Source organism: Arsenophonus endosymbiont of Crataerina pallida, from assembly GCF_964020125.1.
Lineage (GTDB): Bacteria > Pseudomonadota > Gammaproteobacteria > Enterobacterales > Enterobacteriaceae > Arsenophonus > Arsenophonus nilaparvatae.
The window spans coordinates 1,300,678-1,322,573 of the sequence record NZ_OZ026540.1 but is presented as its reverse complement, the minus strand read 5'-3'; the positions used below and the strand labels follow the sequence as shown (position 1 = coordinate 1,322,573).

The window sequence follows — 21,896 nt, the reverse complement described above, 5'->3', positions numbered from 1 at the left end:
TATTTAAGTCGACTGAATTTTTGATTAACGCCTGCTGAAAAAGCAGGCCATTAGGAAGCATGCTGACTATGGCTACAATATATGTAGACGGCAAACGATATGATGTAAATGGGGCTGAAAACCTATTGCAGGCCTGTCTCTCTCTGGGTCTGGATATCCCTTACTTTTGCTGGCACCCAGCGTTAGGAAGTGTTGGTGCTTGCCGTCAATGCGCAGTTAAGCAATATCAAAATGCTGACGACACACGTGGTCGTCTGGTAATGTCTTGCATGACACCGGCTTCTGATGGAACCTATATTTCCATCGATGATGATGAAGCCAAACAGTTTCGTGCAAGTGTTGTTGAGTGGTTGATGACAAATCATCCACATGATTGCCCAGTTTGTGAAGAAGGCGGCAATTGCCATTTACAAGATATGACGGTGATGACTAGTCATACAATGCGTAAATATCGTTTTACCAAAAGAACACATCATAATCAGGATCTAGGTCCATTTATTGGTCACGAAATGAATCGTTGTATCGCTTGCTATCGTTGTGTTCGTTATTACAAAGATTATGCTGATGGCACCGATCTGGGGGTTTATAGCGCCCATAATCATGTCTATTTTGGCCGGGTGGAAGACGGTACGCTAGAGAGTGAATTTGCTGGCAATTTAGTTGAGATCTGCCCAACGGGGGTTTTTACTGATAAAACCCATTCTGAACGTTACAATCGCAAGTGGGATATGCAATTTGCGCCAGGAATATGTCAACAGTGTAGTATTGGTTGTAATACAAGTCCTGGTGAACGTTATGGTGAATTACGCCGGATTGAAAACCGTTATAATGGGGTGGTAAATCACTATTTTTTATGTGATCGTGGCCGCTTTGGTTACGGTTATGTTAATCGCAAAGATCGACCTCGTCAGCCTCAATTAGTTAAAAAAGCAAAACGACACACTATTTCGGTGATGGAGGCGATGCAAACGGGTGCCAAAATTTTACGCCAAGCAACTAAGACTATCGGTATTGGGTCACCAAGAGCTAGTATCGAGAGCAATTATGCATTACGGGCACTGGTTGGCGAAGAAAATTTTTATTCAGGTATATCGACAGCAGAACAACGTCATCTCGAACTAATGGTTAATATTCTGCAAAAAGGAGGCGTTTATACGCCGACATTGCGTGAAATTGAAAATTATGACGCGGTGCTGGTTTTGGGGGAGGATTTAACCCAAACTGGAGCTCGTATAGCATTAGCGGTTCGTCAGGCGGTTAAAGGTAAAGCAAGGGCAATAGCTGAAGCACAAAAAGTGGCAAATTGGCAAATCGCCGCCGTGTTAAATATTGGCCAACGAGCTAAATACCCATTATTTATCACTAATATTGATGATAGCCGTTTAGATGATATTGCTGCATTAAATTATCGCGCGCCGGTTGATGATCAAGCTCGCTTTGGCTTTGCTATTGCCCATGCTTTGGACAGCAAGGCGCCAGCTGTGGATGATTTGCCAGCGGATATTAAAGCAAACGTTGAATTAGTTGCTGCAGCGTTATTGCAGGCCAAAAAGCCACTTATTATTAGTGGTAGTAATTCTGGTAGTGAAGCACTTATCCAGGCTGCAGCTAATATTGCTTTTTCATTAAAAGCGAAAAATGTCGAAGTTGGAATTAGCTATATTGCAGCTGAAGCTAATAGCTTTGGCTTGGCTTTAATGAATGCTCAATCGTTAGATATCGCAATGGAGCGTATTTCATCCGGTGAAGTTGATACTGCGGTAGTAATGGAGAATGATCTTTATCGGCATAGTAATGTTGATAGTGTTAATAATGCTCTGAAAAAGCTGAATAAATTGATTGTTGCGGATCATCAACATACTACTATTATGGATCAGGCGGATCTGATTTTACCCGCTGCCAGCTTTGCTGAAAGCAGTGGAACATTAATTAATAATGAAGGTCGGGCGCAACGTTATTTTCAGGTGTTTGATCCGACTTATTACCAACCTAATATTGCCATTAATGAAAGTTGGCGTTGGTTACATTCATTGCAGGCAGAGCTCGAAACACGTCAAATCGATTGGTCACAGTTAGATCATGTTATCCAGGCCTGTATAACCGCTATGCCGCAGTTTGCGGCTATTGTCGATGCGGCACCTAATGCCACATTCCGTATTCATGGACAAAAATTAGCCCGTTCGCCCCAGCGTTATAGTGGACGTACCTCAATATTGGCTGATATAGAGGTCAGTGAACCTGGTCAACCATGTGACATTGATACGCCATTTGCTTTTTCGATGGAAGGTAACAATAGCCCCACCGCTATTCGCCAGCAAATTCCGTTTGCATGGTCGCCAGGCTGGAATTCACCTCAAGCGTGGAATAAGTTTCAAGCTGAAGTCGGTGGCCATTTACGTTTTGGCGATCCGGGGATCCGATTATTTGATTCAACTGATAGTCGCTTAGATTATTTTACTGCTATTCCGCTTGCCTGGCAGCGGCAGGATAACCAATGGACGATAGCACCTTACTATCATTTATTTGGTAGCGATGAAACCTCACAGCGAGCTGAAGCAATACAACAACGTATGCCAGAAGCTTACATTATGCTCAATACTCAGGATGCTGAAAACCTGGTTGTTAAAGCTGGGACAGTGCTTGAATTCAGTTATGGTGGGCAAATTTATCGATTGCCAGTTCGTCTCAGTTATCATTTGGCGCCAGGACAGATTGGTTTACCTTTAGGTATGCCTGGGATTGCACCAACGATGGCAGGTATGGCGGTGAAAAATTTACGGAGGGCGACATAATGACCCTATTTTCTGCTGAAGTCACCGCAGCGATTATTGCTGTTCTACAAGCAATAGTTATTTTGCTGGTGGTGGTTATTTGCGGTGCTTTAATGAGTTTTGGCGAACGTCGTTTATTGGCACTGTTCCAGAATCGTTATGGACCTAATCGGGTAGGTTGGGGAGGCTCATTACAGATTGCTGCTGATATGATTAAAATGTTATTTAAAGAAGATTGGATCCCACAATTTTCAGATAAGCGCATTTTTATGTTGGCACCAGTAATTGCCTTTTGTTCCATGTTATTGGTATTTGCCATTATTCCGGTTAGCGCAACTTGGTATGTTGCCGATCTTAATATAGGTCTGCTGTTTTTTTTCATGATGGCTGGCTTAGCGGTTTATTCGGTACTGTTTGCAGGTTGGTCAAGTAATAATAAATACTCTTTATTAGGCGCGATGCGCGCCTCAGCTCAGACGTTAAGTTATGAAGTTTTTCTCGGCCTTTCATTAATGGGGGTCGTTGCCCGAGCTGGCTCCTTTAACTTAATTGATATTGTCAATTCGCAAGCTGGATTATGGAATATTATTCCACAATTTTTCGGCTTTTTAACCTTTGTCATCGCGGGTGTTGCTGTTTGCCACCGGCATCCATTTGATCAACCTGAATCAGAACAAGAACTGGCCGATGGCTATCATATTGAATATTCCGGTATGAAATTTGGTCTGTTTTTCGTCGGCGAATATATCAGTATTGTCACCGTTTCTGCATTAATTGTGACCTTATTTTTCGGCGGCTGGCTTGGCCCATTTTTACCTGGCTTTATTTGGTTTGCATTAAAAACAGCTTTCTTCATGGTGATGTTTATTCTTGTTCGCGCCTCATTACCACGTCCGCGTTATGATCAAGTGATGGCTTTTGGTTGGAAAGTGTGTTTGCCATTGACGTTGATCAATCTGTTAGCAACCGCAGCAGTTATTCTATGCAACGCTTAATAAGGGAGGATTGAGCCATGACATTAAAAGAGTTAGTGGTTGGTTTGGCCACCCAGATACGTAGTATTTGTATGATCGGGCTACATGCCTTTCATAAACGTGAAACGAAAATGTACCCGGAGGAGCCGGTTTATGTACCTCCTCGTTATCGCGGGCGTATTGTATTGACCCGAGATCCTGACGGTAAAGAACGTTGTGTGGCTTGTAATTTATGTGCGGTAGTTTGTCCGGTTGGCTGCATTTCATTACAAAAAGCGGAACAGCCAGATGGCCGTTGGTATCCAGAATTTTTCCAGATCAATTTTTCCCGTTGTATTTTCTGCGGTTTATGTGAAGAGGCTTGTCCGACTACCGCTATTCAACTAACGCCTGATTTTGAAATGGGGGAATATAAACGCCAAGATCTGGTCTATGAAAAACAAGATTTGTTGATTTCAGGGCCAGGTAAATATCCAGATTATAATTTTTATCACAAAACGGGTATGGCGATTAGTGGTAAAGATAGAGGTGAAGCGGATAATGAAGCTAAGCCTATTAATGTTAAAGATTTGTTGCCATAAGGAGCGATGTTTATGGAATTTGCATTTTATGTCGCAGGATTGGTGGCTATTTTGGCGACGCTTAGGGTAATAACACATACCAATCCAGTACATGCGCTGTTGTATCTGATCGTTTCTCTGTTAGCTTTATCGATCGTTTTCTTCTCGGTTGGTTCTTATTTTGCCGGTGCCTTAGAGATTATCGTCTATGCCGGGGCTATTATGGTGCTGTTTGTGTTTGTGGTCATGATGCTTAATTTAGGTAAATCAGTCGTTGATCAGGAGCGTGCCTGGCTACAACCAAAAGCATGGATTGGCCCAGCTATCCTTTCAGCAGTTTTACTTAGCGTGATTATCTATGCCATTGTTTCAATAAAACATAGCCAGATAAAAGGTCAGATGATTAGTGCTAAGGAGGTTGGTATGAGCTTATTTGGTCCTTACGTATTGGCCGTTGAACTGATTTCTTTACTGTTATTGGCGGGTCTTGTCGTGGCATTCCATATTGGGCGTGAAAAGCGGCTTAACTCTCTGGATAGTCATTCGGATGTGGAGGAACAAGTATGATCCTTCTGCAACACGATTTAATTTTAGCGGCAATTTTATTTGTTTTAGGTTTAAGTTGTCTGCTGATCCGGCGCAATCTTCTCTTTATGTTAATTGGATTAGAAATAATGATTAACTCAGCCGCATTGGCTTTTGTGGTGGCGGGTAGTTATTGGGGACAAGCTGATGGCCAAGTCATGTATATTCTAACGATTAGCTTGGCTGCCGCGGAAGCAAGTATAGGATTGGCGTTGTTATTGCAACTTCATCGTCATCGCCAGAACCTTAATATTGATGAAGTCAGTGAGATGCGCGGATGAATTTACTCTATTTAACCATTCTGCTGCCACTATTGGGATTTCTACTACTCGCATTCTCTCGCGGACGTTGGTCGGAAAATGTGTCCGCTATCATCGGGGTTGGTTCGGTAGGGTTGGCAGCACTGGTAACATTTTGGCTAGCGATTGATTTTTGCGCTAATAATGCTGACGGTGGTTATGCTTATCGTCAAACATTGTGGCACTGGATAGCAGTAGGCGACTTTAACATCCCAATTACACTGGTACTTGACGGTTTATCGTTAACCATGTTGGCAGTTGTGACAGGCGTCGGCTTTTTAATTCATCTATACGCTTCTTGGTATATGCGTGGTGAAGAAGGTTATTCTCGTTTTTTTGCTTATACCAATTTGTTTATTGCCAGTATGGTTGTTTTAGTTTTGGCTGATAACATGATGCTAATGTATCTGGGTTGGGAAGGCGTCGGGTTATGTAGTTACTTGCTAATCGGTTTTTATTACACCAATCCAGAAAATGGCAAAGCAGCCATGAAGGCTTTTTTTGTCACGCGGATTGGTGATGTATTTTTAGCTATTGGCATGTTTATTCTCTATAACCAATTTGGCACCCTTAATTTCCATCAATTGAGCATACTGGTACCACAACAAATTAGTGCAGGCTCTTCGCTGATTAATTGGGCTACGCTAATGATCCTTGGCGGTGCAGTCGGTAAATCTGCTCAGTTGCCTTTGCAGACCTGGTTAGCCGATGCAATGGCGGGACCAACTCCAGTATCTGCGCTTATTCATGCAGCAACAATGGTAACTGCTGGAGTTTATTTAATCGCTCGCACGCATAGCCTATTTTTGATGGCGCCGGAAATATTGCACTTAGTCGCTATTATTGGTGCAGTCACCCTAATATTGGCTGGATTTGCGGCCTTAGTACAAACAGATATCAAGCGCGTATTAGCTTATTCGACGATGAGTCAAATAGGTTATATGTTTTTAGCTTTAGGTGTTCAGGCTTGGGATGCGGCTATTTTTCATTTAATGACCCACGCTTTCTTTAAAGCTTTACTCTTTTTATCCGCTGGCTCAGTGATTGTTGCCTGTCACCATGAACAAAATATATTCAAGATGGGTGGTCTACGTAAAACGTTACCTTTTGTTTATGGTTGTTTTTTAATCGGCGGTGGCGCGCTAGCGGCAATACCACTAGTTACTGCCGGTTTTTATAGCAAAGACGATATCTTATGGGGAGCAGCCCTTCAAGGAGAAACAGTTTTACTCTGGGCTGGTATAGTTGGTGCATTTATGACCGCACTTTATACCTTCCGTATGATTTTTATTGTCTTCCATGGCAAAAAACAGACCTCAGCTCAAACTGTCGGCGGTATTAGTCATACTCTGCCGTTAGCTGTATTAGCAGTTTTATCTACGGTTATTGGTGCACAGATTGTTCAACCGTTAGCGGGCATATTTCCTGTCAATGAAACAATCAATGAGTCGGGTAAAGTTAGGCTGGAAATAATTTCAGCAATTGTTGCATTATTGGGGTTGGCACTGGCGGTATTCCTCTATATAGGCAAACGTAAGGTTGTTAAATCAATTGCTAAAAGCGCAGCAGGGCGTTTCTTTACTGTTTGGTGGTATCAGGCTTGGGGATTTGACCAACTCTATAACCTTATTTTTGTAAAACCATTTAAAGCAATTGCTCAATTATTGGCAAATGATCCTGTCAATTCATTAATGAATATTCCCGCTGTGATGTCACGTTGGGGCAATAAAGGCTTAACGTTAAGCCAGAATGGGCAGATCCGTTGGTATTTGGCTTCTATGGGGTTAGGGGCAGTGTTGATGTTAGCACTGTTACTTCTGGTTTAATTATGGGACACATTGCGCCATGCTATTACCTTGGCTAATACTTCTCCCCTTCATCGGTGGTGTCTTATGTTGGCTGTCCGAACGATTCAATAAATGGGCACCACGCTATTTGGCACTGCTTGTGATGGGGTTAACACTGCTCCTCTCTGTATTACTTTGGTTGCAGGGAAATTATTCGTTGCCTGATACGTTGGCATTACCCCAATGGCAGGCGATCTTTTTCATGCCATGGATCACGCCATTAGGTATTAATATTGCCCTAGCCATTGATGGTTTATCATTACTAATGATAGTGCTAACGGCTATTATGGGGATTTTTTCCATATTGAGTTCGTGGAGTGAAAATCAACCTAATCAGGGTGCTTATCACTTCCATTTGATGTGGATTTTAGCCGGCGTGATGGGAATTTTCATGGCGGTGGATCTGTTTTTGTTTTTTTTCTTCTGGGAAATGATGTTGATCCCGATGTATTTTCTAATTGCTAATTGGGGACATAAAGGCTCAGAAGAACGTGCACATGTTAATGCTGCAACTAAGTTTTTTATTTATACCCAAGCAAGTGGCTTGATTATGTTGCTGGCGATTGTGGCATTGGCATTGATTCATTATCAATTATCGGGTGATTGGTCATTTGCCTATCACGATCTGTTAAATACCAAAATGTCAGCGCTGACACAGTATTTATTGATGCTGGGGTTTTTTATTGCTTTTGCGGTAAAAATGCCTTTGGTACCTTTTCATGGATGGATGGCAGACGCGCAGGAACAATCCCCAACGGCCGGCTCCGTTGATATTTCAGGTATCATGCTGAAAACGGCCGCTTATGGTTTATTGCGTTTCACTTTACCGCTATTTCCTGAAGCATCGATTCAATTTACCCCTATCGCCATGACGTTAGGTGTGATCAGTATATTTTATGGTGCATGGTTAGCATTTAAACAGACAGATATCAAACGTCTGGTGGCTTATAGTAGTTTGTCGCATATGGGGTTTGTTACCGTCGCCATTTATGCAGGCTCCATTCTTGCTTACCAAGGAGCTGTGTTACAGATGATAGCCAATGGTTTATCAGGTGCGGCTTTGATCATTATTAGTGGTCAACTTTATGAACGCACCGGAACACGTGATATGCGCATGATGGGCGGATTATGGAAACGGATCATGTGGCTGCCTGCGCTATCACTATTTTTTGCGGTTGCAACCTTAGGAATGCCGGGTACCGGAAATTTTGTCGGTGAGTTTATGATCCTATTTGGTACTTTTGGCCAATTTAAATTGGTGACCATTATTATGGTATTCGGTGTGGTATTTGCATCTATTTATGCACTTTGGATGATGCAACAAGTTTATTATGGTACTGCAAAATCGGAAAAAGCACTGCCTGCTTTAAATGGTCGCGAGGTGTTGGTTTTATTGACATTAGCACTGTTATTAGTGGTATTAGGTTTTTATCCGCAACCGGTGTTAGATACTTCAAAAAATGTGATGGAATCACTCCACAGTTTATATTCCATTTCATTTTCAACATTAAGGCCATAATTCGTCATGACCATAACTTTTGAACAATTGATCGCATTGTCACCACTTTTGATCGTTGGGCTATTAGTGGTGAATGTGATGTTATCCATTGCCTGGCAACGCCATCATTTAATCAATGTCACATTAACAATAACCGGTTTTATTATTGCCCTGCTATCTTGCTTGTTAATTGGAGATAGGTTGCCGATTGAAGTGACGCCATTAATCTATGTCGATAAATATTCACTTTTCTATAGCACACTGATTTTGATTGCCGGTATTGGCACAGCAATTTATGCCTATCGATGGCTTGCAGGGTATACGGATAATAAAGAAGAGTTTTATTTATTACTAAGTATTGCGGTAACGGGCGGGATACTGTTATCAATGGCTAATCATTTAGCAACCTTATTTATTGGTATTGAATTGATTTCATTGCCATTATTTGGCTTGGTTGGTTATGCCTTTACTCAAAAGCGTTCATTAGAAGCCAGCATTAAATATATGTTACTATCCGCCGCTGCTTCTGCATTTTTATTGTTCGGTATGGCATTACTTTATGCTGAATCAGGCAGTTTAGCCTTTGCCAAATTAGGTTCAAGCCTAAATGAGCATATTATTCACTATCCAGTCCTTATGGTTGGTTTAGGCATGATGTTGGTTGGTATTGGTTTTAAACTCTCTTTTGTCCCATTCCAGTTATGGACGCCGGATGTTTATCAAGGTGCGCCTGCACCAGTTGCGACATTTTTGGCAACTGCCAGCAAGATCGCTATTTTTGCGGTTTTAATGCGTCTACTGATGACATCACCCCTAGCAGAAAGTCAGGCATTATTGTCAGTACTCAGCGTTATTGCCATTGCTTCTATACTGTTTGGTAATTTGATGGCTATTTCACAACAGAGTATTAAGCGTCTGTTAGGCTACTCATCTATTGCCCATATGGGATATTTGCTACTACCGTTAATTGCTTTACAGACTGATAGTGTTGCAGCACAAATTACAGTGTCAATCTACTTTATTGGCTATTTATTCGCTAGTTTAGGGGCTTTTGGCGTGGTAAGTATTCTATCTAGTCCTTATTGTGGCGATGATAAAGACGATATTAGTGCTTATCGGGGATTATATTGGCGCCAACCGGTTCTAGCGATTATTTTGACTATCATGATGTTGTCGTTAGCTGGCATACCGATTACTTTAGGTTTTATTGGTAAATTTTATCTCATCATTAGCGCTATCAATGCCGAGCTGTGGTGGCTAACGGCTGCCGTTATTGTCGGTAGTGCGATGGGTTTATACTATTATTTACGTTTTATGGCCAGTCTATATAGCCGTCAGCCAGTAACAAATAATCAATCTGACAAACAGTCAAATGTTAATTTAGCAACTTTATTTGCGCTCTTGTGTGCTGTTATTACAATTTTATTGGGAATATGGCCACAACCATTGTTTGAGATTGCGGTTGCTGCCTTGGCGGCATAAATATCAGTATACGTTAATAACCCAGCGCTAATATCGCTGGGTTTTTTACGCTCAATGTTATCAAAAGTGAAAAAACTAACCAATGGTTTGCTAAAGATACAAATAGCAGAATAAATACGAGGTTAGCCAATTGGCTTGATAAAATGATTTATTGGATGGTAAGTCAAGAGGATAGTAATAGTGGTTAATATTACCGAGTTTATGGCAAGTGTTCATCAATTTTTATCTGAACAACAAATCGATGCAGGAAGTGTGCGACAATATTAATTCCCTTTACCCGCTGATATCACATTTCCTGCTTTAGATTGGTTAGCCAGTCAGCAATTTTATCCTCAATTTTATTGGTATCATCGCGATGGTCATGAAGAAGCGGTTTTACTCGGTGAGGTAAAACATTTTAGCAACATTGCTGATGCTGAACAATTTTTACAGCAACAAACAGCAATACCAACCATGCGGATCTGGGGATTGAACGCTTGGCAGCCACTGCCGGATAATGAATATTATGCCGATTTTGTTGGTAATGATAGCTATTTGTTTTTACCACGAATTGAGTTTCGTCATTGTCAGGAAAAGTGGATATTGGCTATCAATATTATTGATCAACAAGATCTGCCAGATGCCCTGCAATTTTTATCCAAATTGCAATCAGTCAAATCCATCTTGCCGATTAATAGCCGTATTAAGCGAATTCAACACCTTCCTGAATATCAACAATGGCACGATTTAACCACTCAGGCAGTAGAATTGATCAATAGTGGGGTTATGGATAAAGTTGTGATTGCCCGTCAAACGGATATTCAATTAACCAAACCGTTAAATCTGGCAAGTCTACTGTCGGCAAGTAAAGCGGTTAATGGTCAATGTTATCATTTTATGATGTCCTTTAACGCTCAACATACCTTTTTATCATCAACCCCTGAGCGACTTTATTATCGTAAATTTCAACAACTTTACACTGAAGCGTTAGCTGGAACAGTAGTTAATTCATCAGACCCCATAGTCAGAAAAACCAATTCCGATTGGTTAATGCATGATGATAAAAATCAACATGAAAATTTACTGGTGGTGGAGGATATTTGCCAAAGATTGCACAATAATAGTGAAAAAATTGATGTTTCCCCACCTGATATTATTTTATTACGTAAAATTCAGCATTTGCGTCGTCTTATCCATGTCACGTTACATCATGCTAGCGATAGCGACTGTCTATACCGTTTACAGCCAACCGCTGCGGTTGCCGGTGTACCGAGGAAAATAGCCAAGCATTTTTTACAGCAAAATGAGCCTATTTGCCGCGGTTGGTACGCAGGTAGTGCCGGTTATTTATCACTAAATCAAAGTGAATTTGTGGTTTCTTTGCGTTGTGCACATATCAATTATGATCATCTTCGGCTTTATGCCGGCGCCGGTATTGTTAAGGATTCAGATCCGCGGCAAGAATGGCTGGAAGTCGAAAATAAGGCCGCAGGTTTACAAACATTGCTAAATAGAGAAATATTTTGTTGTGAAAGTTGATATTAACAACAAAAATAATTTTTTAGCGTCATTTTATTGAACTGGAATAAGGAAAATCACGTAATTTTACTTAAAATTGCTATTATTTTATTTCTTATTTCTGCTTTGAGTAATATATGTCGCATAGTGTTTTTAACCGTCAATGGGTGGAAGTCATTTTGGAAGCATTAACCAGACATGGTTTAAGTCATGTTTGTATTGCGCCAGGTTCTCGCTCTACGCCATTGACATTGGCAGCTGCGGCACATAGTAAATTAATTTGCCATACTCACTATGATGAGCGAGGGTTGGGCTATTTTGCTTTAGGCTTGGCTAAAGTTATTAGTAAACCGGTGGAGGTTATTGTCACTTCTGGTACCGCAGTAGCTAACTTATATCCTGCTTTAATAGAAGCCGGCTTGACCGGTGAAAATATCATTTTTTTAACCGCCGATAGACCTGCTGAATTAATTGATTGTGGTGCTAATCAGGCTATCCGACAAACGGCTATTTTTGCTGATCATCCGGCACAAACATTAGCATTGCCTAGCCCAACACAAGCTATCAATGCACAATGGTTGGTGAGTACTATTGACAATGCGATGAATAATCTTTCTCACGGCACTTTGCATATCAATTGCCCATTTGCTGAACCTTTATATGGGGACAGCTCAGCACAAATTGACTGGCAAAATTCACTGGCTAGTTGGTGGCAATCTTCGACACTCTGGTTGATAGGTTCCAGATCCAGCTCACTAGCATTAGTTGTTGATTGGCATGTTTTATCACAAACTGGGCAACCTTTACCATGCGCTGATCTCTGGCTATCCGTAACAGAGGCAAAAAACATTCTGCAAAATGTAGAGCTAGTCGTCCAGTTTGGCTCAAGTTTAACCAGTAAACGTTTATTAGAATGGCAAGCACAATGCCAACCAGAGGAATATTGGATTATTGATAGCATTCCCGGTCGTTTAGATCCGACTCATCATCGTGGTAGGCGGTTGGTTAGTACCGTATCTGACTGGTTAATTGCGCATCCGCCAATTAGCTGTTTGCCTTGGGCGCATGCATTGACAGAAATTGTTAATAACGTTCATCGCACGGTCAGTAAACAGTTTACTCAACAATTTTCAGAGGCCGCTATTGCTCATCAACTTGCACATTTGTTACCGACAGATGGGCAACTTTTTGTTGGTAATAGTTTGATTGTCAGATTAATTGATGCCCTAGGCCAATTACCGACCAGTTATCCAATTTATAGCAATCGTGGAGCGAGTGGTATTGATGGTTTGATTGCTACGCTAGCCGGTGTGCAAGCTGCCAATGCAAAACCCACATTGGGGATTATCGGCGATATTTCGGCGCTTTATGACTTAAATAGTCTAAATTTATTACGTGCTTGCGTGGCGCCCATGGTGTTGATTGTGGTGAATAATAATGGTGGCCAAATATTCTCTATGTTACCTACTCCTGAGATGGAAAGAGAACGTTTTTATTGCCTGCCTCATCATCTGCAATTTAAGCATGCGGCTTCTATGTTTGGACTATCTTACTCCTCACCATCAAATTGGCTTCAGTTGAAAGATACCATCAACAATTATTGGCAGCAGGGCGGCAGGGCGTTGATGATCGAATTGTTAGTAGCCGGTGATGAAGGTGCGAGAACACTCAATCAGCTTGTTAACCAGATGATGGAATTATAATGCTATATACGCGAAGATATCATGAAAAATGTGCTGGAACATGGTTAGTTTGGTTACATGGTCTACTTGGCAACGGCAGTGAATGGCTACCTATTATAGAAAAATGCGTTAATCGTCCGTCACTTACAATTGACTTACCGGGACATGGGCGTTCACCTCACCTTCAATTAACCGATTTTTCTCACGTAAGTCGGCTAATTGAGCAGGCTATTGGGGCTAATCAAATTGATAGTTACTATCTAATCGGCTATTCGTTGGGTGGCAGAATTGCTATGTATTACGCCTGTCAGTTTCAACCCACTAAATTGAAAGGCTTGATTGTTGAGGGGGCTAATGTTGGTTTAACACAGCCAACGGATCGCCTGCTACGTATAAAGCATGATCAGTCTTGGGCAAAACGCTTTCGATGCGAGCCAATGGATAGTGTCTTATCTGACTGGTATCAGCAAGCCGTTTTTGATGATTTATCTGCCGAGCAACGGCAACAATTAATTACTGAACGCGGCAATAACCGTGGTGAATATGTTGCTCATTTATTGGAAACGACTTCACTAGGTAAACAACCTTTTTTAGTCAATAAATTATTACAGCGAAACTACCCGTTCAGCTACCTCTGTGGTGAGTATGACGAAAAATTTTGCTCTATCTCACAACAATTTTCGTTATCACTTATCCGGATACCTGGAGCTGGGCATAATGCCCATCGTAGTAATCCAGTCGCTTATGCTACAGCAGTGGAGCGTTTTTTAACATTTTCTGACGGAAGGAATTGAATATGCAATGTCTGAATGAAGAACAACTTTATGCTGTTGCTCAATGGCATGATTATTCAGCCCAATTTGAAGATATTCTTTATCATAAAAGCAAAGATGGAATTGCTAAAATTACAATCAATCGTCCACATGTTCGTAATGCATTTCGGCCACAAACCGTCAAAGAGATGATCCAGGCGTTATCCGACGCCCGTTACGATAATGCGATAGGTTGCATCATTTTAACCGGCCAGGGTGAGAAAGCCTTTTGTGCCGGTGGTGATCAGAAAATTCGCGGTGATTATGGTGGTTATCGAGATGATAATGGCGTTCACCACTTAAATATTTTAGATTTTCAACGGCAAATTAGGACCTGTCCAAAGCCGATTGTTGCTATGGTTGCCGGTTATGCGATTGGCGGTGGGCATGTATTACATATGATGTGTGATTTAACCATTGCTGCTGACAATGCCATATTTGGTCAAACGGGGCCTAAGGTTGGCTCATTTGATGGTGGTTGGGGAGCGTCCTATATGGCACGCATCGTTGGACAAAAAAAGCACGCGAAATTTGGTTCTTATGCCGTCAATATGATGCACGGTCAGCACTAGAGATGGGATTGGTAAATCAGGTTGTGCCTTATGCTGAATTGGAGCGTGAAACGGTAGGCTGGTGTCGTGAGATATTAAAAAATAGCCCAATGGCACTACGCTGTCTGAAAGCAGCGCTTAATGCGGATTGTGACGGCCAGGCCGGTTTACAAGAGTTAGCCGGTAATGCAACCATGTTATTTTACATGACCGAAGAAGGGTAGGAAGGGAGAAATGCTTTCAATGAAAAACGGCAACCTGATTTTTCAAGCTTTGAGCGTAATCCATAATGCGTAAGGCGGCAATATATCAATTTAGTCTACCTATGGAAGCAGGGATCGTATTAAGGCAGCAGCGATTAAAAACCCGTGATGGTTTTCTTATTCATTTACAGGAAAATGACTCCCAAGGTTGGGGTGAAATTTCACCTTTACCCAAGTTTAGTGTCGAAACACTGGAAATGGCCAGGCAATCATTGCAAACAGGCTTACATAACTGGTGCCAGGGTGCAACAGTTAAAACGTGCCATATTCCATCAGTGGCTTTTGGGCTCAGTTGTGCGCTGGCTGAATTAAAGGCTGAATTACCTGAAATAACCCATTATCCAAAAGCACCCTTTTGCACCGGTGATCTGGATGCGCTTATTTTACAATTAAATGGTGCTAGCAGTGAAAAAGTGGCTAAGGTTAAGGTTGGCCTTTATGAGTCGGTGCGGGATGGGATGGTGGTTAATTTGCTACTTGATGCGGTTCCTTTATTGCGTTTACGGTTGGATGCTAATCGAAGCTGGAACCAATCACAAGCCGCCGCGTTTGCCAAGTATATTAAGCCAGCCAATCGCAGTAGAATTGATTTTATTGAAGAGCCTTGTAAAACCATGCTTGACTCATTAGCGTTTGCTCAACAAACGGGGATCGCTATTGCTTGGGATGAAAGTGTGCGCGAACCTAATTTTAAACTTGAAAAACAGCCAGGTGTTAGCGCCATTGTTATTAAACCTACCTTACTGGGTAGCTTAAATCACTGTAAGCAACTTATTGATGACGCCAGGGCTTTGGGATTAAATACTGTAATTAGTTCAAGTCTTGAAAGTAGTTTTGGTCTAACACAATTAGCTAGAATAGCAAGCTGGTTAACACCAGAAACCGTTCCCGGATTAGATACCTTGTCTTTGTTCCAGACTCAACTGGTTCGTCAATGGCCTGAAAGTTCATTGCCATTAATCGGATTAAATGAATTAGAACTAATATGGCAGAATGAATGATATTTAATCAATGGCCTTGGATCTATTGGGCAGAAAAATCGCCTGCTGACATTGCACTGATAACTGAGCATAGACAATATAGTTGGCGGCAATTGGTAGCAAAAATTAATTGCGTTGCCGACAATCTCCACCGTCAGTTGCTTGCTCCCGAGCCGATGATTGTCATGCTAAGAGGAAAAAATAGTTTTTCTATGCTGTTATGTCAGCTGGCATTACTACAGTTGGGGGCGCGTATTTTGCCCCTCAATCCACAACTGCCAGAGAGCACAGTAGTAGAATTAATTACCGGTTTGTCGGTTGATTATATGATTGATTTTACTGAACAACCGTTGTTTTTGCCGAAGGTAAAATTGTTAGACTATCGTGCAGTAATAGCAAAATCGGTTAATCTTCAACATGGTGTTACTGGCCCGGTACCTTTTATGCCATTGCTGCCGGCAACATTAATATTAACTTCGGGTTCAACCGGAATAGCGAAAGCGGTGGTGCATAATATTACCGCTCATCTCAATAGTGCTAAAGGTGTGCTTTCGTTATTACCGTTTGAACGTGAGGATTGTTGGTTACTTTCTTTACCGCTTTTTCACGTCTCAGGTCAGGGGATTGTTTGGCGGTGGTTATATCGAGGAGCAAGATTAGCAATAAAAGCAACCATTTCATTACCACATGCATTACAGCAATGCAGCCACGCTTCTTTAGTACCCACTCAATTATGGCGTTTATTGAAGATAAAAGAGGTTGAGCAAAAATTCAGTTTACAAAATGTGTTATTAGGCGGTGCGATGATCCCGCATGAGCTAGTCACTACGGCTAAGCAGCATGGCATCCGTTGTTGGCTCGGCTATGGTATGACAGAAACAGCCTCCACGGTTTGCGCGAAACAAGCAGATAGTACTCTAGGCGTCGGTTTACCTTTAATCGGCAAGTCTCTTCGCTTAGTGAATAATGAAATTCATATTCAGGCTGATAGTTTGGCATTAGGCTATTGGTGGCAGGGTAAAATCTTACCCTTAGCATTAGTTAATGGTTGGTTTGCTAGCCGTGATAAAGGTACTTTTTCGGGTGGAGAATGGCGGATCTTAGGTCGATTGGATAATCAATTTTTTAGTGGCGGGGAAGGTATTCAACCCGAAGATATCGAATCGATATTGAATAGTCATCCTGATATTAAACAGAGTTTTGTCATTCCAATAGCTGATAAAGAATTTGGTCACCGTCCAGTTGCGGTCATTGAGTCTGATAATCAACAACTGGTAACCAGCTTAAGTCAGTGGTTAAATCATCGGTTAGCGGCCTTTCAACGACCTATTGCTTATTATTTATTGCCTAGCATGTTAATCGATAATGCCGGCATTAAGCTTTCACGCCGCAATATAAAGCAATGGCTTTTGCAGCATCATAATGATAATCAAGTGGATTAAGATAATCTGGTGCTGGCTTTAAGGCGATAATAGATAGTAATGTATATCCTTGGCTAAATACAATTTTTAGACTGCATCAGCGTAAAAATGATCCGGAGAGGTTTTACTCTCTCCGTTTGCTAGCAAGCAATTTTATTTATGCTGTTTTTTTCACCATTTTTCTAATGCTTTTTCAACCCCTTCACCATATTTAGGGTGTACCTTGCTAAATAGCGCAACCTGCCGCTGCTGGGTTTCAATTGAAGCTTCAACTAATTCACTGGCAATTCTGTCAAACATACGTTTATGTTCGTGTTTACTGAGCAGTTTATAAAGTGCTCGTGGCTGACTGTAATAATCTTCATCTTCCCGATGATTCCAGTGATCGGCTGTTCCACATAATGTCAACGGTGGTTCTTTGAATTGAGGTTGTTCTTGAAATCGGCCCGCACTATTTGGTTCGTAAGTAACCCCATTGCCACTATTACCATCCACTCTCATGGCACCATCACGGTGGTAGTTATGAAATGGACAGTTAGCCTGTGGTTTATTTACTGGGATCTGAAAATTATTGACGCCTAACCGATAACGATGCGCGTCGCCATAAGAGAATAACCGGCCTTGTAACATTTTATCCGGCGAAAAACTAATACCTGGCACGATATTCGCTGGGCTAAAGGCGGCTTGTTCCACATCAGCAAAATAATTATCAGGATTGCGGTTTAATTCAAACTCACCAACATCTATTAATGGGCAATCTTTATGTCGCCATACTTTGGTCAAATCAAATGGGTTGTAAGGCAGTTTAGCGGCATCGGCTTCAGGCATCACTTGGATTTGCAATTTCCAACGTGGATAATTTTGGCTGTTAATGGCATTAAACAGATCACGTTGTGAACTTTCACGATCTTTAGCGATAATTTGTTCCGCTTCGTCATCCATCAAATTTTCAATACCTTGTTGGCAACGAAAATGAAATTTAACCCAGAATCGCTGATTTTTTTCATTAATAAAACTATAGGTATGACTACCGAAACCGTGCATATGACGGTAGGATTTAGGTATACCTCGGTCACTCATATCAATAGTTAATTGATGAAGAGATTCAGGCAAATGCGAGAAAAAATCCCATTTATAAGCAGGGTTACGTAAATTAGTGTGCGGATCACGTTTTACCACATGATTAAGATCAGGAAATTTTAATGGATCACGTAAATAAAAAACCGGTGTATTGTTACCCACTAAATCCCAATTACCTTCTTCAGTGTAAAACTTTAAGGCAAAGCCACGAATATCTCGCTCTGCATCAGCAGCTCCCCGTTCGCCGGCCACGGTAGAAAAACGGATAAATAATTTGGTTTCCTTACCTATTTCAGAGAAGATTTTTGCCCGTGTATATTGGCTAATATCATGGGTAACGGTAAAAGTACCAAATGCCCCAGAGCCCTTGGCATGCATACGGCGTTCAGGAATAACTTCACGATCAAAGTGAGCCAATTTTTCTAAAAACCAAACATCTTGTAATAACATCGGGCCTCTAGGGCCTGCGGTGATAACATTATTATTATCAACGACGGGTGAGCCTGCAGCGGTAGTAAGACCTTCTTTTTTCTCCATTACTCATCTCCAGTTTTAGTTGAAATAGATAGAAAATGTAGTTAAAAACAATTAGCAGGTGTTACATAATTTTTATTAAAGTCATATCAAATAGATTATCTAAGCTAATAAAGTATATAGCCAATCAAAAATACCTATTGCTGCGATATATCAGAGCAAAAAATGTTTTTTACAAAAAAATAATAATAATTCGAAAGAAAATGAAATATATTGTTGATATTTTAGTAACCAGAATAATTAGTAGCTTAGGATAACTATTTTAATGAAAAAATTTTTATTACCGGTAACAGTTGGATGTTTTTTATTCTCAGGTCATTCTAATGCCGCTTCTGTCAGTGCACAAGTAGGAAAAGATTTTACTGAACTAGCGGCTGGCATTGGCAGCAAAGGGGCAGGGTTAGGCATAAATGGCAATTGGGCACGTAGCGATCATGATGGTCAGGTAGTTAGCTTAGGGGCAACTTTTGGCTTACCTTTAGGGCCGTTTAGCGCTTATATTGGTGGAAAAGCTTATTATTTATCACCACAAGATAATAATAACGGTTTTGCCTTTGCGGCTGGTGTTGGTGCTAATTGGCAAATTATGCCATCGTTGGCTTTATATGGGGAAGTTTATGGCTCACCGCGTGATTTCACTTCGGGCAATTATGCTTATCAGGAAGCGGATGTGGGCATTAAATATGAAGTGATTAAACCATTAGCAATTAATTTTGGTTATCGTTTTATTAAACTGCAAGGCAAGAATCAGCATCCTAACAATACCATTGCAGATGGTTTTTATCTTGGTGCAGGCGTCAGTTTTTAGCTGCTTAATTGTTCGCACCATATGAATTATGGTGCTTTACTTTTTCTTTATGTCAAAAGTGTTATCCAACAGCAGGTAACATACCACTAACAATACCAATCTGAATTAAAATCACGGCAACACCACAAGTTAGCACTATTAGTAATGCGGGCGTTCCACCTTTAACCCGATAACGATTAGTTTTATTTGCTTCGATTTTTCTGACGCGCATCACCATCAAAGTTGGCAGAATGAGTGCTAAAATCGATAAAGCAACAGCTGCATAGGTTAAGGCTTGAACAAAACTACTGAAAAATAGCGCGCAAACCAGTGGTGGCAGGAAGGTTAATAATCCACTCTGCAAGCGACCAAATGGCGTATTTTTACGTTTAAACATATCGGCCAAATAGTCAAACAAACCCAGCGTAACACCTAAAAAAGAGGTCGCCAACGCCAGATCCATGAATAGGTTAACAGCAATATTTACTTGTGAAGTGGCGACGATATCATTAATTGCACTCAGTAATCCGTTTAAACCCGACTGGTTGGCTAATATATCGATAAAGTTGGTTTGTGGGATAGCTCCTAAGGTGGCTATCTGCCATAAAATATAAGCGAATAGTGGGATAGCACTACCAATAATAAAAATTTTACGTAATTTATTGATATTACCATCCATATAGCTTACCAGGCTCGGAATACTACCGTGAAAGCCAAATGAAGTAAAAATGACTGGGATCGCTGATAAGACTAATCCTTTTTCTACTGGCATAGCGGTAAGATTAATATTTTCTACGTGGGGCATCATGACGACTAGCATGATGAGCAGAAAAACAATTTTTGCGATAAACAAAATGCGATTTATCAAATCGACTGAATGAGTGCCAATACAGACAATCGTACCGCCAATAATGGTGAATAAAATAATTGCAGAATTGATGCTAATATTTATACCTGTCCAAGATGAAAGGCTATTAGCGATCAAAACCCCTGCACCACCGATATAAGCGGTCGCTAATGCATACATCAGTAGTAGCATGCTTAAACTGGTTATCACTCTTCCAGGTAAACCAAGATAACGTTTGGCAATAGAGCCTAAACCTAAATGTGCGGGGTTGTATTGATATACTTCGACTAATAATAGCGCGGTATAACTCATTAAAGCCCATAACCCAATTAGCATAAGTGCAATCATGGGAAAACCAACGCCTGATGCGGCAAGTGGCATTGCCAACATACCGGCACCGATTGTTGTGCCAGCAACAATTAAAATACTACCCAGTGTGAGATTTTTCACAAGTGATCCTGAGCCTTATAGCGCTAAATTTAATATGGGGGCAGAGTAAATGATTGATTATTATGTGTCAAATTAATATTACATATTATGGAATTTTATGTTTACATTATCAGTCTGAACAGTAGTTAATTGAATGATGATCAGGCATAATATAAAAATTCGATTAGAGAGTGATAGTTAAGCTAGTTATATACCAATCATTGGAATTTAGTTATGAAAGAGAATATTTACGATCAGGATGATTTTTTTATTGCCTATAGCCAGTTTCCTCGTTCTGTTGATGGATTAAATGCCGCTGGTGAATGGCCAGCATTACAAAGTTTATTGCCTAATTTTCAAGGTAAATCAGTATTAGATTTGGGCTGTGGTTACGGTTGGCATTGTTTATATGCAGCAGAGCATGGCGCGAGAAAAGTGATTGGTACAGATATTTCGCAGAAAATGTTAAAGGTAGCAAAAGAAAAAAATCGCTTTCCTGATATCATTGAATATCGGCAACAAGCGATAGAGGATATTCAGTTTGCTAATGCTAGCTTTGATCTGGTTGTCAGTTCGCTAGCATTACATTATGTCGCTGATTTTGCTCAAGTATGCCATAAAATCTACGCTTGTTTAACTGAGAAAGGCCAGTTTATATTTTCAATCGAGCACCCAGTTTTTACTGCTCATGGTTCACAAGATTGGTGTTATGATAGTTCAGGCGCTAAGCTCCATTGGCCAGTTGATAACTATTTTAACGAAAGTGCGCGTCAGGCAGAATTTCTCGGTCACAAAGTGACTAAGTATCATAAAACCTTAACAACTTATTTAACCAGTTTATTAACAGCTGGATTTTCTATTGCGCGACTCATTGAGCCTCAGCCGGCTGATTATTTGCTAGATAAAATTGATGGCATGAGAGATGAGCTACGACGTCCGATGATGTTGCTGGTGGTTGCTGAAAAAGCGTAAATAGTCTTACTGTTTGCGCCCGCTG

General features: G+C 40.9%; 17 protein-coding genes and 1 pseudogene. 16 read left to right on the top strand and 2 right to left on the bottom strand.

Annotated features, from left to right (window positions below; translation table 11 throughout):
* Positions 1–59 precede the first annotated feature (59 nt).
* The 14 genes and pseudogenes from nuoG to menE all read left to right on the top strand — a co-directional run bounded on the left by nuoG (position 60) and on the right by menE (position 17,243).
* Entirely contained in the window at positions 60–2,792 is a 2,733-nt protein-coding gene (gene nuoG / locus AACL31_RS06875) for an NADH-quinone oxidoreductase subunit NuoG (RefSeq protein ID WP_310511406.1), read from the top strand.
* Positions 2,792–3,766: an NADH-quinone oxidoreductase subunit NuoH gene (gene nuoH / locus AACL31_RS06870; protein ID WP_032114673.1), complete on the top strand. Its 975-nt coding sequence runs from the start codon at positions 2,792–2,794 to the stop codon at positions 3,764–3,766. Before nuoG ends, nuoH begins: the two co-directional genes overlap by 1 nt.
* A 17-nt stretch (positions 3,767–3,783) precedes the next feature.
* Positions 3,784–4,326 (top strand): NADH-quinone oxidoreductase subunit NuoI, encoded by a 543-nt coding sequence (nuoI, locus tag AACL31_RS06865; protein ID WP_310511405.1) that lies wholly within the window; start codon positions 3,784–3,786, stop codon positions 4,324–4,326.
* A gap of 12 nt (positions 4,327–4,338) precedes the next feature.
* A complete protein-coding gene (gene nuoJ / locus AACL31_RS06860; RefSeq protein ID WP_032114671.1) occupies positions 4,339–4,872 on the top strand; it encodes an NADH-quinone oxidoreductase subunit J in 534 nt (177 codons plus the stop codon).
* The gene (nuoK, locus tag AACL31_RS06855) at positions 4,869–5,171 is read left to right on the top strand and encodes an NADH-quinone oxidoreductase subunit NuoK (protein WP_310511404.1); all 303 of its coding nucleotides are present in this window, start codon (positions 4,869–4,871) and stop codon (positions 5,169–5,171) included. The genes nuoJ and nuoK overlap by 4 nt, the downstream gene beginning before the upstream one ends.
* Positions 5,168–7,015 carry an NADH-quinone oxidoreductase subunit L gene (nuoL, locus tag AACL31_RS06850; RefSeq protein WP_310511403.1) on the top strand — a complete coding sequence of 616 codons (1,848 nt, stop codon included), beginning with the start codon at positions 5,168–5,170 and terminating at the stop codon, positions 7,013–7,015. The genes nuoK and nuoL overlap by 4 nt, the downstream gene beginning before the upstream one ends.
* A gap of 19 nt (positions 7,016–7,034) precedes the next feature.
* A complete protein-coding gene (nuoM, locus tag AACL31_RS06845) occupies positions 7,035–8,555 on the top strand; it encodes an NADH-quinone oxidoreductase subunit M (RefSeq protein ID WP_310511402.1) in 1,521 nt (506 codons plus the stop codon).
* A 6-nt stretch (positions 8,556–8,561) separates the two neighbouring features.
* Positions 8,562–10,016 carry an NADH-quinone oxidoreductase subunit NuoN gene (nuoN, locus tag AACL31_RS06840; RefSeq protein WP_310511401.1) on the top strand — a complete coding sequence of 485 codons (1,455 nt, stop codon included), beginning with the start codon at positions 8,562–8,564 and terminating at the stop codon, positions 10,014–10,016.
* Between the two features lie 285 nt (positions 10,017–10,301).
* The gene (menF, locus tag AACL31_RS06835; protein ID WP_339053992.1) at positions 10,302–11,534 is read left to right on the top strand and encodes an isochorismate synthase MenF; all 1,233 of its coding nucleotides are present in this window, start codon (positions 10,302–10,304) and stop codon (positions 11,532–11,534) included.
* 116 nt (positions 11,535–11,650) lie between these two features.
* A complete protein-coding gene (gene menD, locus AACL31_RS06830) occupies positions 11,651–13,216 on the top strand; it encodes a 2-succinyl-5-enolpyruvyl-6-hydroxy-3-cyclohexene-1-carboxylic-acid synthase (RefSeq protein WP_339053881.1) in 1,566 nt (521 codons plus the stop codon).
* A complete protein-coding gene (menH, locus tag AACL31_RS06825; RefSeq protein WP_310511398.1) occupies positions 13,216–13,989 on the top strand; it encodes a 2-succinyl-6-hydroxy-2,4-cyclohexadiene-1-carboxylate synthase in 774 nt (257 codons plus the stop codon). The genes menD and menH overlap by 1 nt, the downstream gene beginning before the upstream one ends.
* Before the next feature lie 2 nt (positions 13,990–13,991).
* Positions 13,992–14,848 (top strand): annotated as a pseudogene (menB, locus tag AACL31_RS06820) (1,4-dihydroxy-2-naphthoyl-CoA synthase).
* Complete coding sequence (menC, locus tag AACL31_RS06815) at positions 14,848–15,822, top strand: o-succinylbenzoate synthase (RefSeq protein WP_310511397.1); 975 nt, start codon at positions 14,848–14,850, stop codon at positions 15,820–15,822. Before menB ends, menC begins: the two are co-directional and overlap by 1 nt.
* The gene (gene menE, locus AACL31_RS06810; RefSeq protein WP_310511396.1) at positions 15,819–17,243 is read left to right on the top strand and encodes an o-succinylbenzoate--CoA ligase; all 1,425 of its coding nucleotides are present in this window, start codon (positions 15,819–15,821) and stop codon (positions 17,241–17,243) included. The genes menC and menE overlap by 4 nt, the downstream gene beginning before the upstream one ends.
* Positions 17,244–17,393: 150 nt before the next feature.
* Here menE and AACL31_RS06805 read toward each other — a convergent pair whose 3' ends face one another.
* Positions 17,394–18,839: a catalase gene (locus AACL31_RS06805; protein WP_310511395.1), complete on the bottom strand. Its 1,446-nt coding sequence runs from the start codon at positions 18,837–18,839 to the stop codon at positions 17,394–17,396.
* 262 nt (positions 18,840–19,101) lie between these two features.
* Here AACL31_RS06805 and AACL31_RS06800 point away from each other — a divergent pair, with 262 nt between their 5' ends.
* Entirely contained in the window at positions 19,102–19,644 is a 543-nt protein-coding gene (locus AACL31_RS06800; protein WP_310511394.1) for a YfaZ family outer membrane protein, read from the top strand.
* Between the two features lie 61 nt (positions 19,645–19,705).
* On the opposite strand, the gene tyrP is transcribed toward AACL31_RS06800, so the two are convergent.
* Positions 19,706–20,860 carry a tyrosine transporter TyrP gene (tyrP, locus tag AACL31_RS06795; RefSeq protein WP_409013903.1) on the bottom strand — a complete coding sequence of 385 codons (1,155 nt, stop codon included), beginning with the start codon at positions 20,858–20,860 and terminating at the stop codon, positions 19,706–19,708.
* Positions 20,861–21,133: 273 nt separating this feature from the next.
* Between tyrP and AACL31_RS06790 the strand changes: the two genes are divergently transcribed.
* Positions 21,134–21,871, top strand: a complete 738-nt coding sequence (locus AACL31_RS06790) for a class I SAM-dependent methyltransferase (protein ID WP_310511392.1) — start codon at positions 21,134–21,136, stop codon at positions 21,869–21,871.
* The last annotated feature ends 25 nt before the right edge of the window (positions 21,872–21,896 follow it).